This is a genomic window from Pseudomonas sp. Z4-20, from assembly GCF_051131955.1.
In the GTDB taxonomy this organism is placed as follows: domain Bacteria; phylum Pseudomonadota; class Gammaproteobacteria; order Pseudomonadales; family Pseudomonadaceae; genus Aquipseudomonas; species Aquipseudomonas marvdashtae.
In genome coordinates, this window is sequence record NZ_CP071641.1 from 1,022,881 (window position 1) to 1,039,664 (window position 16,784).

A 16,784-nucleotide genomic window follows, 5' to 3' on the forward strand; every position below is an offset into this window, starting at 1 on the left:
TTTCCCTTTAGTCGATGACTTTCGGAACCAGGTACAGGCCGTTTTCGACCGCAGGTGCGATGGACTGGTAGGCCTCGCGATTATTCGACTCGGTGACGACGTCGGCGCGCAGGCGCTGGCTGGCTTCCAGTGGGTGGGCCAGCGGCTCGATACCGTTGGTATCGACCGCTTGCATCTCGTCGACCAGCCCTAGAATGCTGTTCAGGGCAGCAGTAATGTGTGGAAGATCGGCTTCATTGAGGCCCAAGCAGGCCAGATGAGCGATTTTTTCCACGTCGGAGCGTTCAAGCGCCATGGGATTCTCCAGTGGAAAACAAAACGGACGCAGTCTGTCCGTGTGTTAGATTGTCGGAACACTACCGCATTTCTACGGGTCTATACCCGCGATTGTGGGGTTTGGTGCACAGAAAAGCGGCCAATTTAACATATTGGCGCCTTGCCCAAAATCCCTGTCGTTGTTAGAGTTTGCCGCACTTTTTTACCCACGCGTTGCCTAGGGTCCCTTTCCCATGTTCAAGAAACTGCGTGGCATGTTTTCCAGCGATCTTTCCATCGACCTGGGCACTGCCAACACCCTTATTTACGTGCGCGAGCGCGGTATCGTCCTGAATGAACCCTCGGTCGTGGCCATCCGCACCCACGGTAACCAGAAGAGTGTCGTAGCTGTCGGTACGGAAGCCAAGCGCATGCTGGGCCGTACACCGGGCAACATTGCAGCCATTCGCCCCATGAAGGACGGCGTGATCGCCGACTTCAGCGTCTGCGAAAAGATGCTGCAGTACTTCATCAACAAGGTTCACGAAAACAGTTTCCTGCAGCCCAGCCCTCGCGTGCTGATCTGCGTGCCGTGCAAATCCACCCAGGTGGAGCGGCGTGCCATCCGTGAGTCGGCCCTCGGCGCCGGTGCCCGCGAAGTGTTCCTGATCGAAGAACCCATGGCCGCGGCCATCGGTGCCGGCCTGCCGGTGGAAGAAGCGCGCGGCTCGATGGTCGTCGACATCGGTGGTGGTACCACTGAAATCGCCTTGATCTCCCTCAACGGTGTGGTCTACGCCGAATCCGTGCGTGTGGGCGGCGACCGTTTCGACGAAGCGATCATCACCTACGTACGCCGCAACTACGGCAGCCTGATCGGCGAATCCACCGCCGAGCGTATCAAGCAGGAAATCGGCACGGCCTACCCGGGCGGTGAAGTGCGTGAAGTCGACGTACGCGGTCGCAACCTGGCCGAAGGCGTTCCACGGGCATTCACCCTCAATTCCAACGAAGTGCTCGAGGCGCTGCAAGAGTCACTGGCGACCATCGTCCAGGCAGTCAAGAGTGCCTTGGAGCAGTCGCCGCCAGAACTGGCGTCGGACATTGCCGAGCGTGGCCTGGTGCTGACCGGTGGTGGCGCGCTGTTGCGTGATCTCGACAAGTTGCTGGCCCAGGAAACCGGGTTGCCGGTGATCGTTGCCGAAGACCCGCTCACGTGCGTTGCCCGCGGCGGTGGCCGTGCGCTGGAAATGATGGACAAGCACACCATGGACCTGCTCTCCAGCGAATAAGTCTGGCTGAGTGGTCTATGTTGTTTGCGCCCGGGCAGCACTTTGCAGTGCTGCCCGTTGGCGTTTATCTTCTGTCATTCGTATCCAGGCCGGTTTGATGCCGTATGAATAAAGAAAACATTTGCCTGGGAGGAGCGGCCTATTAAACCGCTTTTCGCCAAAGGCCCCTCACTGGGTGTGCGCCTTCTGGTGTTGACCGTGCTGTCGGTCGCGCTGATGGTGGTCGACGCCCGCTTCACGCTGCTCAAGCCAGTGCGCAGCCAGATGTCGCTGGTGTTGATGGAGTCCTACTGGATCACCGACCTGCCGCAACGGTTGTGGCAAGGTGTGGCCAGTCAGTTTGGCAGCCGGACCGAACTGGTCGCCGAAAACGAAAAACTCAAGACCGAAAACCTGCTGTTGCAGGGGCGCATGCAGAAGTTGGCGGCCCTCACCGAGCAGAACGTGCGACTGCGTGAGTTGCTCAACTCCTCCGCGCTGGTCAACGAGAAAGTGGAAGTGGCCGAGCTGATCGGCATGGACCCCAACCCCTTCACCCACCGCATCATCATCAACAAGGGTGAGCGCGACGGCGTGGTCCTCGGCCAGCCGGTGCTCGACGCCCGTGGCCTGATGGGCCAGGTGGTGGAGTTGATGCCCTATACGTCCCGTGTCCTGCTACTGACCGATACCACCCACAGCATTCCCGTGCAGGTCAATCGCAACGGCTTGCGGGCGATTGCCAGCGGTACCGGCAACCCGGAACGCCTGGAACTGCGCCACGTGGCGGACACCGCCGACATCAAGGAAGGCGACTTGCTGGTCAGTTCCGGCCTCGGCCAGCGGTTCCCGGCCGGCTACCCGGTGGCGACGGTCAAGGAAGTCATCCACGATTCCGGCCAGCCGTTCGCGATCGTGCGGGCAGTGCCGACGGCCGCGTTGAACCGCAGTCGCTATCTGCTGCTGGTTTTCAGCGACAACCGCACGCCTGAAGAGCGCGCCAACGATGCGGCGGTGGCCCAGGAAGCCCAGGACCGGCAGGGCGGCGAATCGACCGCACCAGTCGCGCCAGCGCCTGTGCCTGTTCCGGCCACGGTGCCCAAGCCTCAAGCGGCAACGCCCGCTGCCACGCCGCCAGCCACGACGCCTCCGGCCGCACCTGCCGCGACCCCCGCCCGTCCAGCCGCCCATCAGCCGTCCACTCAGCCTGCAAGACCTGCAACCAAACCGCCGGCCTCGACGCCCGCCACTGCGCCTGCCACCAGGGGAGCACGAGAAGAATGAGCAGTACTCGATCCGGTAACGGCTGGATGGTCTGGCTGACTTTTGCCATCGGCCTGCTGCTCAGCATTTCACCGCTGCCGCAGTTCATGGAGATCCTCCGGCCACTGTGGCTGGCCCTGTTGCTGGCCTTCTGGGCGCTGGCCTTGCCGCACAAGGTCGGCATGGTCACCGCCTGGTGCCTTGGCCTGGCCGAGGACGTGCTTTACGGCACGTTGCTGGGTCAGAACGCATTGATCCTGACACTGATCACCTTCCTGGTGCTGTCGCTGCAACAACGCCTGCGGATGTTCCCGATGTGGCAACAATGCCTGGTGATCCTAGTGATCTTTGGCCTGGCGCAGCTGGTACAGCTATGGCTCAGCGCGCTGACCGGCAATCGTCAGCCGACCCTGGCGCTGGTGCTACCGGCCTTGGTCAGTGCCTTGCTCTGGCCGTGGATAAGCTTCGGTTTGCGTGGCTTGCGCCTGCGTTTCAAAATCAACTGATTCGGTCAGGCATTGGCCCGCACCTTGGAAGGGAGATGTCTTGATGAAACCGCTTTACCTCGCCTCAGGTTCGCCGCGTCGGCGTGAATTGCTTACGCAGATCGGCGTGCCGTTCACCGCCATCGGTGCGGACATCGACGAAACTCCCCTCGACCAAGAAACCCCATCGGCCTATGTCGAGCGCCTGGCGCGTGGCAAGGCCGAGGCCGGGCGACGCGCCTTGGCGTCTGGCGTCGAAGGTTGCATGCTCGGGGCCGACACCGCAGTAGTGCTAGAGGGACGAATTCTCGGCAAGCCAGTGGATCAGGCTGACGCCCTGTCGATGCTCCTGAGCCTGTCCGGTCGCGACCATGAAGTGCTGACCGCCATTGCCGTTGTGGACGGCCAGCACTGCGAAACCCGGGTGGTTCGCAGCCGGGTGCGCTTTCGCCTCATCACCGAACAGGAAGCGCTCGCCTATTGGGCCAGCGGCGAACCCCGGGACAAGGCGGGCGGCTACGGTATCCAGGGCCTGGGCGCGGTGTTCGTCGCCGGGCTGGAAGGCAGCTATTCAGCCGTGGTCGGCCTGCCACTGTGCGAAACCGCAGAACTACTCGGCCATTTCGGCATACCCTGTTGGCAAACCTTGAGCGCGCGCTGAGCGCCGTCTGACTTGATGCGGCCATAATCGTGAATACGCCTGAACGAGACCCTGCCATGAGTGAAGAGATCCTGATCAACATCACGCCGATGGAATCGCGCGTGGCGGTGGTTGAAAACGGCGTCCTGCAAGAAGTCCATGTCGAGCGCACGCAGAAGCGTGGCATTGTCGGCAACATCTACAAGGGCAAGGTGGTGCGGGTGTTGCCGGGCATGCAGGCGGCGTTCGTCGACATCGGCCTGGACCGCGCAGCGTTCATCCATGCGTCGGAAATCTCCATGCGCGAAGGCCCGGCGGTGGAGAGCATCAGCGCCCTGGTCCATGAAGGCCAGAGCCTGGTGGTGCAGGTCACCAAGGACCCTATCGGCTCCAAGGGCGCGCGGCTGACCACGCAGTTGTCCATTCCGTCGCGTTACCTGGTGTACATGCCACGCACGGCGCATGTTGGCATTTCCCTGAAGATCGAAGACGAAGGCGAGCGCGAGCGCCTGAAGAAGGTCGTCAGCGACTGCGTGGAAAAAGAAGGGATCAAGGAGGCCGGTGGCTTCATCCTGCGCACCGCCGCCGAGGGCGCCGGCGCCGACGAGATCCTGATGGATATCCGCTATTTGCGAAGGCTTTGGGACCAGATCGCCGTGCAGATCAAGACCATCGCCACGCCCAGCGTGATCTACGAAGACCTTGGCCTGGCGCTACGGACCCTGCGGGACCTGGTCAGCCCCAAGATCGAGAAGATCCGCATCGATTCCCGGGAAACCTTTCAGAAGACCACGCAATTTGTCGCCGAGCTGATGCCTGAAATCGCCGACCGCCTCGAGCACTACCCGGGCGAACGACCGATTTTCGACCTGTACGGCGTAGAAGATGAAATCCAGCGCGCCCTTGAACGCAAGGTGCCGCTCAAGTCTGGCGGTTACCTGGTGGTCGACCCGGCCGAGGCGATGAGTACCATCGACGTCAATACCGGGGCGTTTGTCGGCCATCGCAACCTCGAAGAAACCATCTTCAAGACCAATCTTGAGGCGGCCACGGCCATCGCCCGGCAACTGCGCCTGCGCAACCTGGGCGGAATCATCATCATCGATTTCATCGACATGGAAGATGAAGAGCATCAGCGCCAAGTGCTGCGTACCCTGGAAAAGCAACTCGAGCGCGATCACGCCAAGACCAACATCATCGGCATCACTGAGCTGGGCCTGGTGCAGATGACCCGCAAGCGCACCCGCGAAAGCCTTGAGCAGGTCCTCTGCGAGCCCTGCAGCAGCTGCCAGGGGCGAGGCAAGCTGAAGACTCCGGAAACCGTGTGTTACGAAATCTTCCGGGAAATTCTCCGCGAGGCACGCGCCTACCAGGCGACGGGCTATAGAGTGTTGGCTAACCAGAAAGTGGTGGACCGCCTGCTCGATGAAGAGTCCGGCAACGTCGCGGAGTTGGAAGCCTTTATCGGCCGCACGATTCGCTTCCAGGTGGAAACCATGTATTCCCAGGAACAATACGATGTGGTGTTGCTCTGAAGTCGCATGGATGGCAAGGCCGCGCAATTGAATGCCTTTGCCAGGGGAGACTGCTGACATGGAGCGTCTGACACGGCTTTTGGCGACGCTGACACGCTGGGGCCTGGGCCTGTGCGCGCTGCTGCTGGTAGTGCTGGCGTTATACGTCAGCCTCGGCCGGGAGTTGGTCCCGCTGGTGGCCGAATACCGCAGTGAAGTCGAGACTCGGGCCAGCGAAGCGTTGGGCATACCCGTGCAGGTCGGTAGCCTCGAAGGCACTTGGAGCGCCCTGGCGCCGATACTGGCCGCGCGCGACGTGGTGGTCGGCGAGGGCCCGAATGCCTTGCACCTCGATCAGGTCCGGGCCGTGCCAAACCTCTGGGACAGCCTGCTGACGCGCCAGGTGCGCATCGCTCATCTGGAAGTCAGCGGCCTGAAGATCAACCTCAAGGAAGGCGCCGACGGCAAATGGGCGCTGGAAGGCCTGCCGGTGCGGGACGACCAGCCATTCGATCCACAGCAGTTGCTGGATCGGATGCAGATGGTTTCGAAGCTGTCGGTGCTCGACAGCCAGGTCACTTTGCAGCCGGTGGATCATCCTCCGTTGAGCCTGACCTACGTCGGCCTGAGCTTGCGCACCGGCGGCGCCCGCCAGCGCCTGGACGCGCGCCTGACCTTGCCGGACGGCCAGCCCGTGGCGATCAACCTGCGTACCCGCATTCGTGCCAGCGACTGGAAGAATGGCGAGGTGGATGCCTACTTGAGCCTGCCGCAAAGCGACTGGTCCAAATGGCTGCCGAAGGGCCTGACCCGGCAATGGAATTTTTCCCAGATCAAGGCCGGCGGCGAGTTCTGGCTCAGTTGGGGCCAGGGCACGGTGCAAAGCGCGGCCATGCGCTTGAATGCGCCGCAGCTCCAGGGCGCCTATGCCGACCGCGAGCCGGTGCAGATCCACAACCTGGCCCTCAACGCCTATTTGCAGCGCAGCAGCCAGGGATTCACCGCGACCTTCGACACGCTGGCAATGAACCTGGGCGAGACCCGTTGGGAATCGCGTCTCCTTCTGCAACACAGTGACGCCACCGACAAGACCGAGGAGCGCTGGCATTTGCAGGCCGATCGCCTCGACCTGACACCGCTCACGCCACTGCTCCATGCCCTGGCGCCATTGCCCGAAGGCCTTGCCACGACAATTGACCGGCTCAAGGTAACCGGTGGCCTGCGCAACGTCCTGGTGGACTTTCGACCACAAAACACTGGCGACCAGAAAATCAGCTTTGCGACCAACCTGGACACCGTCGGCTTTGACGCCTATCGCGGTGCCCCAGCAGTGCGCAACGTGTCGGGCAGCCTCAGCGGCGACCTCGGCGGTGGCGAGCTGCGCATGGACAGCAAGGATTTCTCCCTGCACCTGGACCCGATCTTTGCCAAGCCCTGGCAGTATCTGCAGGCCAACGCCCGGCTGGCCTGGAAGCTCGACAAGCAGACCTTCACCCTGGTCGCGCCGTATCTGAAGGTGCTGGGCGAGGAAGGCCGAATTGCTGGCGACTTCCTGATCCGCCTGCATCTGGACCACAGCCAGGAAGACTACATGGACCTGCGGGTCGGCCTGGTGGACGGTGACGGGCGCTACACCGCCAAGTACCTGCCGGCCGTCCTCAGCCCGGCGCTGGACGAATGGTTGCGCACGGCCATCGTCAAGGGCGCGGTGGACGAGGGTTTTTTCCAGTACCAAGGCTCGCTGAATAAAAGTGCCGGGGACGCGGACCGCAGCATCAGCCTGTTTTTCAAGGTGCATGACGCCGAGCTGGCGTTCCAGCCGGGCTGGCCTTCGGTCAGCAAGGTCAGCGGTGACGTGTTCGTCGAAGACAGCGGCGTACGCATCTTCGCCAGCGAAGGGCAACTGCTGAACACCCAGGTCAAGGACATCACGGTGAACATCCCTCACGTACCCAGCGGGCAGAGTTCTCATCTGCTGTTGGACGGCGGTTTCGCCGGCGGGTTGGGCGACGGGCTGAAGATCCTCCAGACCGCGCCGATCGGCACGGCCGAGACGTTCGCTGGCTGGGAAGGCGAGGGCGACCTGCAAGGCAACGTGAAGCTCGATATCCCGCTGGTCAAGGGCGAGGAGCCGAAGATCCTGGTGGACTTCTCCACCGACAAGGCCCGGCTCAAGCTCAGCGAACCAGCGCTGGAATTGACCCAGCTCAAAGGCGATTTCCGCTTCGACAGCGGCAAGGGGTTGAGTGGCAAGAACATCGCGGCCCGGGTGTTCGACCGCCCCGTGACCGCGCAGATTTTCGCCGAGGGCCGTGCCGGTGCGCTCAATACCCGGGTCGCCGCGTCCGGGCAGGTAGAAATCAAGAAACTCACCCATTGGCTGAATGTCACCCAGCCGTTGCCGGTATCCGGTGTCGTGCCCTACCAATTGCAAGTGATCCTGAACAGTGCCGACAGCCAGTTGTCGGTCAGTTCCAGCCTCAAGGGCGTAGCCGTAGACCTGCCGGCACCTTTCGGCATGGCTGCGGATGTTGGTCGCGACACGGTGTTTCGCATGACCTTGCAAGGGCCGGAGCGGCGGTATTGGGTCAATTACGGCGACTTGGCCAGTTTTACTTACGCGGCGCCGAGCGGGAACTTCGCTGACGGTCGCGGCGAATTGTTGCTGGGCGTGGGCGATGCGGTCCTGCCTGGCGCCAAGGGTCTGCGATTGCGCGGCACGCTGTCGGAACTGGACGTGAGTCCTTGGCAGGAACTGGTTGGCAAATACGCCGGTCAGGATCCGGGCGGTAGCGCCCGGCAAGTGCTCAGCAGCGCCGACCTGAAAGTGGGCAAGCTTACTGCCATGGGCACGACGCTGGACCAGGCGTCGGTGCAACTGGACCGCAAGCCGGACGCCTGGGGCATGCGGCTTGACAGCCAGCAGGCCAAGGGCAGCGTCAATTTGCCGGATGCCAAAGCTGCTCCCATCGCCATCAAGCTCGATTACGTCCGGCTACCCGCCGCCGACCCGACGGTCCAGGCCGACGAAAATGCCCCGGATCCACTGGCCTCGGTCGACCCCAGCAAGATACCGGCCATGGATATTGCCATCGACCAGTTGTTCCAAGGCCCCGATCTCATCGGTGCGTGGTCGCTGAAGGTACGCCCGACCGGCAAGGGCATTGCGCTGAACGATCTGGACATGGGGCTAAAGGGCATGGTCTTGAACGGCAATGGCGCCTGGGAAGGCCTGCCCGGCTCAACCAACAGTTGGTACAAGGGCCGTATCAAGGGCAAGAATCTGGCTGACGTGCTCAAAGGCTGGGGCTTCGCGCCGAGCGTGACCAGCCAGGAATTTCATCTGGATGCCGACGGCCGCTGGCCCGGTTCGCCCGCCTGGGTGGCCACCAAGCGTTTTTCCGGTAGCCTGGATGCGTCCCTCAACAAAGGGCAGTTCGTCGAAGTCGAGGGCAGTGCCCAGGCGCTGCGGGTATTTGGGCTATTGAATTTCAACTCCATTGGCCGGCGTTTGCGCCTGGATTTCTCCGACCTGTTCGGCAAGGGGCTGAGTTACGACCGGGTCAAGGGGCTGCTGGTGGCGAGTAACGGCGTTTATGTGACCCGCGAGCCCATCACCCTGACGGGGCCGTCGAGCAACCTGGAACTCAACGGAACGCTGGACATGGTGGCCGACCGGGTCGATGCCAAATTGTTGGTGACCTTGCCTGTGACCAACAACTTGCCGATCGCCGCGCTGATCGTCGGCGCACCGGCAGTGGGTGGGGCGTTGTTTTTGATCGATAAACTGATCGGTGACCGCGTGGCGCGTTTTGCCAGCGTAAGATACGACGTCAAGGGGCCGTGGAAAGAGCCGAAGATCACCTTCGACAAACCGTTCTGATCGATGCCCTACCACACCGGACAAACGAAATAGCGGGAGGAGTCATGCCAGTCGCCGCGATTCAAATGGTCAGCCAAAGTGATGTACTCGCTAACCTGGCCCGTGCCCGCGTGTTGCTGGAACAGGCTGCCGCCGGTGGCGCAAGGCTGGCGGTGCTGCCTGAAAACTTCGCCGCGATGGGGCGGCGGGACGTTGCCGACATCGCCCGAGCCGAAGCCTTTGGTCAGGGACCGATCCTGCCTTGGTTGAAACAGGTCGCCCGCGACCTCAGGTTATGGATTGTGGCCGGGACGTTGCCGTTGCCGCCGGTAGACCAGCCTGAGGCCAAGGCCCATGCGTGCTCTTTGTTGGTGGATGATCAAGGCCAGGTCGTGGCGCGCTATGACAAGCTGCACCTGTTTGATGTGGACGTGGCGGACAATCGCGGGCGCTACCGCGAATCCGATGACTATGCTTACGGCGGCAACGTGGTGGTCGCCGATACACCGGTGGGCCGGGTTGGCTTGACGGTTTGCTACGACTTGCGTTTCCCGGAACTCTACAGCGAGTTGCGGGCGGCCGGGGCCGAATTGATCACCGCGCCTTCGGCGTTTACCGCGGTGACCGGCGCCGCCCATTGGGACGTGCTGATTCGCGCCCGAGCCATAGAGACCCAGTGCTACATGCTGGCGGCCACCCAAGGCGGAACGCATCCGGGGCCACGGGAAACCTTTGGCCATGCCGCGATTGTCGACCCGTGGGGCCGCGTGCTGGCACAACAGGATCAGGGTGAGGCCGTGCTGTTGGCCGAGCGCGACAGCAACGAACAAGCGTCCATCCGGGCGCGCATGCCGGTGGCGAGCCATCGGCGCTTTTTCTCGCAGGGCGCCCGGCGGCGGCCTGTCCAAGACGACGAATTCAAGGCGTAGAACTTATGAGCGGGTTGTTGTCCTCAGTCAGTGAACATCTTTTAGCCCCCGGTGGCGTGACCCTGGAAAGCCTGCAAGACGTGCTGGGCGACCTGGCCGGCCCGGGCATCGATGCGGCTGACTTGTATTTCCAGGGTCAGATTTCCGAGTCCTGGTCGCTGGAAGATGGCATCGTCAAGGAAGGCAGTTTCAACCTCGACCAAGGCGTGGGCGTGCGTGCGCAGTCCGGCGAAAAAACCGGGTTTGCCTACAGCAATGCCATCACTCTCGAAGCCCTCGGCGCTGCGGCCCGTGCCGCCCGCTCGATCTCCCGCGCCGGGCAGAACGGCACGGTCCAGGCGTTCAGCAGCCAGGACGTGGCCCAACTGTATGCGCCGGATAATCCGCTGGAAGTCATGAGCCGCGCCGAAAAAGTCGAACTGCTCAAGCGCATCGACGTCGCCACTCGCGCGCTCGACCCGCGTATCCAGCAGGTATCGGTGAGCATGGCCGGGGTCTGGGAACGGATTCTGGTAGCGTCTACAGATGGCGGCCTGGCCGCCGACGTACGGCCGTTGGTGCGTTTCAACGTCAGCGTGATCGTCGAGCAGAACGGCCGCCGTGAGCGCGGCGGCCACGGCGGCGGCGGACGTACCGACTACCGTTATTTCCTCAGCGAAGACCGCGCCATGGGCTACGCCCGCGAAGCGCTGCGCCAGGCCCTGGTCAACCTGGAGGCCATCCCGGCCCCGGCTGGCACCTTGCCGGTGGTGCTCGGGTCGGGCTGGTCAGGCGTGCTGCTGCACGAAGCCGTCGGCCACGGCCTGGAAGGCGATTTCAACCGCAAGGGCAGCTCGGCCTACAGCGGGCGCATGGGTGAAATGGTCGCCTCGAAACTCTGCACCATCGTCGACGATGGCACCCTCGCCGGGCGTCGTGGCTCTTTGAGCGTCGACGACGAAGGGACGCCGACCGAGTGCACCACGTTGATCGAAAACGGCGTGCTCAAGGGCTACATGCAAGACAAGCTCAACGCGCGCCTGATGGGCGTGGCCCGCACCGGCAACGGTCGCCGCGAATCCTACGCACACCTGCCAATGCCGCGCATGACCAATACTTACATGTTGGGCGGCCAGAGCGATCCGGCCGAAATCATCGCGTCGGTGAAGAAGGGCATTTATTGCGCCAATCTCGGCGGTGGCCAAGTGGACATCACCAGTGGCAAGTTCGTGTTTTCCACGAGCGAGGCCTACCTGATCGAAGACGGCAAGATTACCGCACCGGTCAAGGGCGCGACCCTGATCGGCAATGGGCCGGAGGCGATGAGCAAGGTGTCGATGGTCGGCAACGACCTGGCGCTGGACAGCGGTGTGGGGACGTGTGGCAAGGATGGGCAATCGGTGCCGGTGGGCGTCGGCCAGCCGACCCTGAAGATCGATGCGATTACCGTGGGTGGCACGGGCGCATGATGGGAGCGCCGGGTGGAGTGCCAAGCCTCCACCCGAGGGCGTTACTCAGCGCAGGCCGCGTTGAGTCTCGTCCAGCTCACGGATGTATTTGAAGATTTTGCGGCTCGAGGCCGGCGGCTTGTTCTGCGCCAGTTCGTGCTGGGCCTGACGGATCAGGGAGCGCAATTGTTGGCGGTCAGCCTCCGGATAGTCGATGACGAATTTTTCCAATACGCCGTCATCGCCCGCGATCAAGCGATCACGCCAGCGTTCCAGGCCGTGGAAGCGTTCGTTGTACTGCCGGGTGGAGGCATCGAGTTGATCGAGCAGAACCAGGATGGCGTCAGTGTCCTGATCGCGCATCAGTTTGCCGATGAATTGCAGGTGCCGTTTACGCGCGATATTCGCGGTGTGCTTGGGCGCATCGGCCAGGGCCCGGCGCAAGGCGTCGGTCAGTGGCAGTTTGGCCAGCAAGTCAGGCTTGAGTGTTGTCAGGCGCTCGCCGAGGTCAACCAGAGCATGCAGCTCGCGTTTGACCTGGGATTTGCTTTTTTCACCCTCGGAGAGGGAGTCGTCGTAAGAATCAACCATGGTGGCAGTCCGCAAAGAAACGCCGCCATGATAACCAGTCGGGGGCCGCTTGTCCGGCCCGGTCGCTCGATGGCGACCACCGAAAACAGAATTTGAGTGGAGAACCCCATGAGTGCAGTCCAGAGCGTCGGCCCGCAAGCATTGCCGGCACTGCAAGAACAAGTCGAGCAGATCATCGCCGAGGCCAAGCGACAGGGCGCGAGCGCGTGCGAAGTGGCGGTATCCCTGGAGCAGGGGTTGTCGACGTCGGTGCGCCAGCGCGAGGTGGAAACCGTTGAGTTCAATCGCGACCAGGGTTTCGGCATTACCCTGTATGTGGGGCAGCGCAAAGGTTCGGCCAGCACCTCGGCGAGCGGTCCGGAGGCCATTCGCGAAACCGTCGCCGCTGCGCTGGCAATCGCCAAGCACACCTCTGAAGACGAAGCCTCGGGCCTGGCCGATGCCGCGCTGATGTGCAAGGAACTGAAGGATTTCGACCTGTTTCATGCCTGGGACATCACGCCGGAGCAGGCCATTGAACAGGCGCTGCGTTGCGAAGGGGCGGCATTCGATGCCGACAGCCGGATCAAGAATGCCGATGGCACGACGCTCAATACCCACCAGGGCTGCCGGGTCTACGGCAACAGCCACGGTTTCATCGGCGGTTATGCATCGACCCGCCATAGCCTCAGTTGCGTGATGATCGCTGAGGCCGACGGCCAGATGCAGCGTGACTACTGGTATGACGTGAGCCGCCAGCGCACCTTGCTGGCGGACCCGGTGAGCATCGGTCAGAAAGCCGCGCAACGTGCAGCCAGTCGCCTGGGCGCGCGGCCCGTGCCGACTTGTGAAGTGCCAGTGCTGTTCTCTGCCGAACTGGCCGGTGGGCTGTTCGGCAGCTTCCTGTCGGCGGTGTCCGGCGGCAATCTGTACCGTAAATCGTCGTTCCTCGAAGGCTCGCTGGGCCAGAAGCTGTTCCCGGAATGGATGACCATCGACGAACGCCCGCACCTGATGCAAGCCATGGGAAGCTCGGCGTTCGACGGTGACGGCCTGGCCACCTACGCCAAGCCGTTCGTGGAAAACGGCGAGCTGGTCTCCTATATCCTCGGCACCTACTCGGGTCGCAAGCTCGGCATGCCGAGTACCGCCAATGCCGGAGGCGTGCACAACCTGTTCGTGACTCACGGCGAAGAAGACCAGGCGGCCTTGCTGCGACGCATGGGCCGCGGCCTGCTGGTGACTGAACTGATGGGCCATGGCCTGAACATGGTCACCGGCGATTACTCCCGTGGCGCAGCGGGATTCTGGGTCGAGAATGGCGAGATCCAGTTCCCGGTCCAGGAAGTGACCATCGCAGGCAATATGCGCGACATGTTCAAGCAGATCGTTGCCGTGGGGAATGACCTGGAGTTGCGTAGCAACATTCGCACTGGGTCGGTCCTGATCGAGCGGATGATGGTGGCGGGTAGCTAACGCTCATCGCAACAAAAGAGGCGCGTCATCCATTGGGGGACGCGCTTTTTTTGTGCCCGAATATCCTGTGGCGAGGGAGCTTGCTCCCGCTGGGCCGCGCAGCGACCCCAAAATCTTGCGGTCGCTGCGCAACCGAGCGGGAGCAAGCTCCCTCGCCACGATGAATTTGTATCGTGTTGCGGTTGTGTTGCTTCTTATTATCATCTAATAATGAATCTCATTCGCCGAGTGAGCCCCGGTCATGAGTTCTGCCGTGCACGAACAACCCTATCTTGAAAGCTGGCGCTGGATGAGTCGCCAGATCCGTTGCGCAATGAGCCCGGACGAGCCGCGGCTGATCGATCATTACTTGGCCGAAGGGCGCTATCTGGCCTGCTGCACGGCCACTTCTCCGTGGATGATTTGCGAAACTGCCTTCCGGCTTTTGCTCGACACGGCCGCTGATGTTGCACTGCCCTGGCACTGGCGCAACCTTTGTCTCGATCAAGCCTGGCGTCCTTTGCGTGACCTGGAGCGGCAATCGCTCTGCCGCTGTCGCCTTGACCGCTGGCAAAGCCATGCCTGGGCGTTGGCGACTTGTGCGCTGGCACCGTCGATTTCCCTTATTGAACTGGAGCAAGGACTTCCCGATGAGTAATACCCGCATCGAACGTGACAGCATGGGCGAACTCCACGTCCCGCTGGACGCCCTTTACGGCGCACAGACCCAGCGCGCCGTGGATAATTTCCCCATCAGTGGCCAGCGCATGCCGGCGCAATTCATTCGCGCCCTGATTCTGGCGAAAGCCGCCGCCGCCCGGGCTAACGTGGAGTTGGAGCAAATCAGTGCGGCCCAGGGCAAGGCCATCGTCGATGCCGCCCAAGGCCTGCTCGAAGGCGATTTCATGACGCATTTTCCGGTGGATATTTTCCAGACCGGATCTGGCACCAGCTCCAACATGAACGCCAACGAAGTGATCGCGACCCTGGCCAGTCGCCTGCTGGGGGAGGCGGTCAATCCGAATGACCATGTGAACTGCGGCCAGAGCAGCAACGACATCATTCCCACCAGCATTCACGTCAGTGCCTCCCTGGTATTGCACGAGCAGTTGTTGCCGGCGTTGGAGCATCTGGTGCAGGTGATCGAGCGCAAGGGCCGGGAGGTCCATCCATTCATCAAGACCGGCCGCACCCACCTCATGGACGCGATGCCGGTGCGCATGAGCCAAGTGCTCGACGGTTGGGCGCAGCAGCTCAAGGGCAATATCGGCCATCTGCGAGATTTGCAGCCGAGCCTGCAATCGCTGGCCCAAGGTGGTACGGCGGTCGGGACCGGGGTCAATGCCCACCCGCGTTTTGCCGAGCTGTTCAGCCAGCAACTGACGCAACTGACCCAAGTGCAATTCACTCCAGGCGAGAACCTGTTTGCGTTGATCGGTTCCCAGGACACCGCCGTGGCGGTTTCCGGACAATTGAAGACCACGGCGGTGTCGTTGATGAAAATCGCCAATGACCTGCGCTGGATGAATTCCGGGCCGCTGGCAGGCTTGGGCGAAATAGAACTCGAGGGCTTGCAGCCGGGTTCCTCGATCATGCCCGGCAAGGTCAACCCGGTCATTCCCGAAGCCACCGCAATGGTCGCGGCCCAGGTGATGGGCAACGACACGGTGATTACCCTCGCCGGTCAATCAGGCAATTTCGAACTCAATGTGATGCTGCCGATCATTGCCCAAAATCTGCTGAGCAGTATGACCCTGATGTCCACTGCCAGCCGCTTGCTGGCGGACAAGGCCATCGCCACGTTCAAGGTCAACGAAGCCAGGCTCAAGGAGGCGCTGTCGCGCAATCCGATCCTGGTCACGGCACTGAACCCGATCATCGGTTACCAGAAGGCCGCTGAAATCGCCAAGCAGGCGTATCGGCAAGGTCGCCCGGTCATCGATGTCGCCCTGGAACACACCGACCTGACTCGCACCGAGCTGGAGGTCCTGCTTGACCCGGAGAAGCTCACCGCCGGCGGCGTGTAACCCCGACACCTGTGTGGAGAACTCACCATGGAACACTGGAAACGTACGATCGAACGGGCCAATCGCTGTTTCATGCTGGGCGAGCTGGTAGACGCTCGCGAAGCCTACCTGCAAGCCCTGGCGCTGGCCCAAGTGTTGTTCGAGCGCTGGGCGGACGCCGACGAAGCCGTGGCCGCCTGCGTCGTCTCCCACCACAACTTGGCGGATCTGCACTTGCGCTTGAACCAGCCGGAGGAGAGCGCCGAGTACCTATGCGCCATCCACCAGCGCCTGCTGCAGACCATGCAAGACGAACGCATGGCGCCGGCGTTGCGTGAAGCGGCGATGCGCCAAAGCCACAAGACTTATGTCGAACTGCTGAATTTCATCAGCGAGCACGGCGAATACCCACGGACCCAGCGCCTGCTGCACTGCAATGCCGCCGCGCCTCGTCAGCGCAACGCCACTCTTCATCACGGAGTTCATTGAACATGGCTTTTACCTTGCCCGCTTTGCCTTACGCCTACGATGCCCTGGAACCGCACATCGATGCGCAAACCATGGAGATCCACTACACCAAGCACCACCAGACCTACATCAATAACCTCAACGCGGCGGTGGACGGCACCGAATTTGCCGATTGGCCCGTCGAAAAACTGGTGTCCAGTGTGGAGAAGTTGCCGCCCAGCCTGAAGGCCGCGGTGATCAACCAAGGCGGTGGCCATGCCAACCATTCGTTGTTCTGGGAAGTGATGACGCCCCGGGGCGGCGGCCTGCCCGAGGGCGCCCTGGCGGCGGCGATCGATGCGCAACTGGGCGGTATCGAGCTTTTCAAGGAGGCTTTTACCAAGGCTGCGCTGACCCGTTTCGGCAGCGGTTGGGCCTGGTTGAGCGTGACCCCGCAAAAGACCTTGGTGGTGGAAAGCAGTGGCAACCAGGACAGTCCGTTAATGAGCGGGAATACGCCCATCCTTGGCCTGGATGTCTGGGAGCATGCTTATTACCTGCTGTACCAGAACCGTCGTCCCGAATACATCAACGCCTTCTATAACGTGATCAATTGGCCGGAAGTCGCACGACGTTATGAGGCTGCGCTTGCTTGAGTCC

General features: G+C 62.2%; 15 protein-coding genes. 13 read left to right on the forward strand and 2 right to left on the reverse strand.

What is annotated here, in order from left to right:
* Positions 1 to 7: 7 nt before the first annotated feature.
* Positions 8 to 295: an Asp-tRNA(Asn)/Glu-tRNA(Gln) amidotransferase subunit GatC gene (gene gatC / locus J3P82_RS04760; RefSeq protein ID WP_434561119.1), complete on the reverse strand. Its 288-nt coding sequence runs from the start codon at positions 293 to 295 to the stop codon at positions 8 to 10.
* 214 nt (positions 296 to 509) lie between these two features.
* Here gatC and mreB point away from each other — a divergent pair, with 214 nt between their 5' ends.
* The 8 genes from mreB to tldD all read left to right on the forward strand — a co-directional run bounded on the left by mreB (position 510) and on the right by tldD (position 11,667).
* Positions 510 to 1,547, forward strand: a complete 1,038-nt coding sequence (gene mreB, locus J3P82_RS04765; RefSeq protein WP_002555108.1) for a rod shape-determining protein MreB — start codon at positions 510 to 512, stop codon at positions 1,545 to 1,547.
* Between the two features lie 171 nt (positions 1,548 to 1,718).
* Positions 1,719 to 2,810, forward strand: coding sequence for a rod shape-determining protein MreC (mreC, locus tag J3P82_RS04770; protein ID WP_434563694.1), 1,092 nt, complete (start codon positions 1,719 to 1,721; stop codon positions 2,808 to 2,810).
* Positions 2,807 to 3,295 carry a rod shape-determining protein MreD gene (gene mreD / locus J3P82_RS04775; protein WP_186638006.1) on the forward strand — a complete coding sequence of 163 codons (489 nt, stop codon included), beginning with the start codon at positions 2,807 to 2,809 and terminating at the stop codon, positions 3,293 to 3,295. Before mreC ends, mreD begins: the two co-directional genes overlap by 4 nt.
* Before the next feature lie 43 nt (positions 3,296 to 3,338).
* Positions 3,339 to 3,935, forward strand: coding sequence for a Maf family protein (locus J3P82_RS04780; protein ID WP_434561121.1), 597 nt, complete (start codon positions 3,339 to 3,341; stop codon positions 3,933 to 3,935).
* A gap of 56 nt (positions 3,936 to 3,991) precedes the next feature.
* Positions 3,992 to 5,449, forward strand: coding sequence for a ribonuclease G (gene rng, locus J3P82_RS04785; RefSeq protein ID WP_186613392.1), 1,458 nt, complete (start codon positions 3,992 to 3,994; stop codon positions 5,447 to 5,449).
* Positions 5,450 to 5,507: 58 nt separating this feature from the next.
* Complete coding sequence (locus J3P82_RS04790) at positions 5,508 to 9,311, forward strand: YhdP family protein (RefSeq protein WP_434561123.1); 3,804 nt, start codon at positions 5,508 to 5,510, stop codon at positions 9,309 to 9,311.
* Positions 9,312 to 9,355: 44 nt separating this feature from the next.
* On the forward strand, positions 9,356 to 10,219 hold the full coding sequence (locus J3P82_RS04795) for a carbon-nitrogen hydrolase family protein (RefSeq protein ID WP_434561125.1): 864 nt from the start codon (positions 9,356 to 9,358) through the stop codon (positions 10,217 to 10,219).
* Positions 10,220 to 10,224: 5 nt separating this feature from the next.
* Positions 10,225 to 11,667: a metalloprotease TldD gene (tldD, locus tag J3P82_RS04800; protein ID WP_434561127.1), complete on the forward strand. Its 1,443-nt coding sequence runs from the start codon at positions 10,225 to 10,227 to the stop codon at positions 11,665 to 11,667.
* A gap of 45 nt (positions 11,668 to 11,712) precedes the next feature.
* On the opposite strand, the gene yjgA is transcribed toward tldD, so the two are convergent.
* A complete protein-coding gene (yjgA, locus tag J3P82_RS04805; RefSeq protein ID WP_434561129.1) occupies positions 11,713 to 12,237 on the reverse strand; it encodes a ribosome biogenesis factor YjgA in 525 nt (174 codons plus the stop codon).
* Between the two features lie 108 nt (positions 12,238 to 12,345).
* Between yjgA and pmbA the strand changes: the two genes are divergently transcribed.
* The 5 genes from pmbA (at position 12,346) to J3P82_RS04830 (ending at position 16,780) form a co-directional block, all read left to right on the forward strand.
* A complete protein-coding gene (pmbA, locus tag J3P82_RS04810) occupies positions 12,346 to 13,692 on the forward strand; it encodes a metalloprotease PmbA (protein ID WP_434561131.1) in 1,347 nt (448 codons plus the stop codon).
* Between the two features lie 241 nt (positions 13,693 to 13,933).
* Positions 13,934 to 14,329 carry a FagA protein gene (locus J3P82_RS04815; RefSeq protein WP_434561133.1) on the forward strand — a complete coding sequence of 132 codons (396 nt, stop codon included), beginning with the start codon at positions 13,934 to 13,936 and terminating at the stop codon, positions 14,327 to 14,329.
* On the forward strand, positions 14,322 to 15,698 hold the full coding sequence (locus tag J3P82_RS04820; RefSeq protein WP_434561135.1) for a class II fumarate hydratase: 1,377 nt from the start codon (positions 14,322 to 14,324) through the stop codon (positions 15,696 to 15,698). Before J3P82_RS04815 ends, J3P82_RS04820 begins: the two co-directional genes overlap by 8 nt.
* Before the next feature lie 27 nt (positions 15,699 to 15,725).
* A complete protein-coding gene (locus tag J3P82_RS04825; protein WP_434561137.1) occupies positions 15,726 to 16,166 on the forward strand; it encodes a hypothetical protein in 441 nt (146 codons plus the stop codon).
* A 2-nt stretch (positions 16,167 to 16,168) separates the two neighbouring features.
* A complete protein-coding gene (locus J3P82_RS04830) occupies positions 16,169 to 16,780 on the forward strand; it encodes a superoxide dismutase (RefSeq protein ID WP_434561139.1) in 612 nt (203 codons plus the stop codon).
* Positions 16,781 to 16,784 lie beyond the last annotated feature (4 nt).

Bases quoted from the DNA above. Each gene is read 5' to 3' on its own strand.
- mreB (WP_002555108.1), top strand. From the start codon at position 510: ATGTTCAAGAAACTGCGTGGCATGTTTTCCAGCGATCTTTCCATCGAC.
- J3P82_RS04790 (WP_434561123.1), top strand. From the start codon at position 5,508: ATGGAGCGTCTGACACGGCTTTTGGCGACGCTGACACGCTGGGGCCTG.
- J3P82_RS04795 (WP_434561125.1), top strand. From the start codon at position 9,356: ATGCCAGTCGCCGCGATTCAAATGGTCAGCCAAAGTGATGTACTCGCT.
- gatC (WP_434561119.1), bottom strand. From the start codon at position 295: ATGGCGCTTGAACGCTCCGACGTGGAAAAAATCGCTCATCTGGCCTGC.
- J3P82_RS04830 (WP_434561139.1), top strand. From the start codon at position 16,169: ATGGCTTTTACCTTGCCCGCTTTGCCTTACGCCTACGATGCCCTGGAA.
- J3P82_RS04825 (WP_434561137.1), top strand. From the start codon at position 15,726: ATGGAACACTGGAAACGTACGATCGAACGGGCCAATCGCTGTTTCATG.
- tldD (WP_434561127.1), top strand. From the start codon at position 10,225: ATGAGCGGGTTGTTGTCCTCAGTCAGTGAACATCTTTTAGCCCCCGGT.
- J3P82_RS04815 (WP_434561133.1), top strand. From the start codon at position 13,934: ATGAGTTCTGCCGTGCACGAACAACCCTATCTTGAAAGCTGGCGCTGG.
- mreD (WP_186638006.1), top strand. From the start codon at position 2,807: ATGAGCAGTACTCGATCCGGTAACGGCTGGATGGTCTGGCTGACTTTT.
- J3P82_RS04820 (WP_434561135.1), top strand. From the start codon at position 14,322: ATGAGTAATACCCGCATCGAACGTGACAGCATGGGCGAACTCCACGTC.
- pmbA (WP_434561131.1), top strand. From the start codon at position 12,346: ATGAGTGCAGTCCAGAGCGTCGGCCCGCAAGCATTGCCGGCACTGCAA.
- J3P82_RS04780 (WP_434561121.1), top strand. From the start codon at position 3,339: ATGAAACCGCTTTACCTCGCCTCAGGTTCGCCGCGTCGGCGTGAATTG.
- rng (WP_186613392.1), top strand. From the start codon at position 3,992: ATGAGTGAAGAGATCCTGATCAACATCACGCCGATGGAATCGCGCGTG.
- yjgA (WP_434561129.1), bottom strand. From the start codon at position 12,237: ATGGTTGATTCTTACGACGACTCCCTCTCCGAGGGTGAAAAAAGCAAA.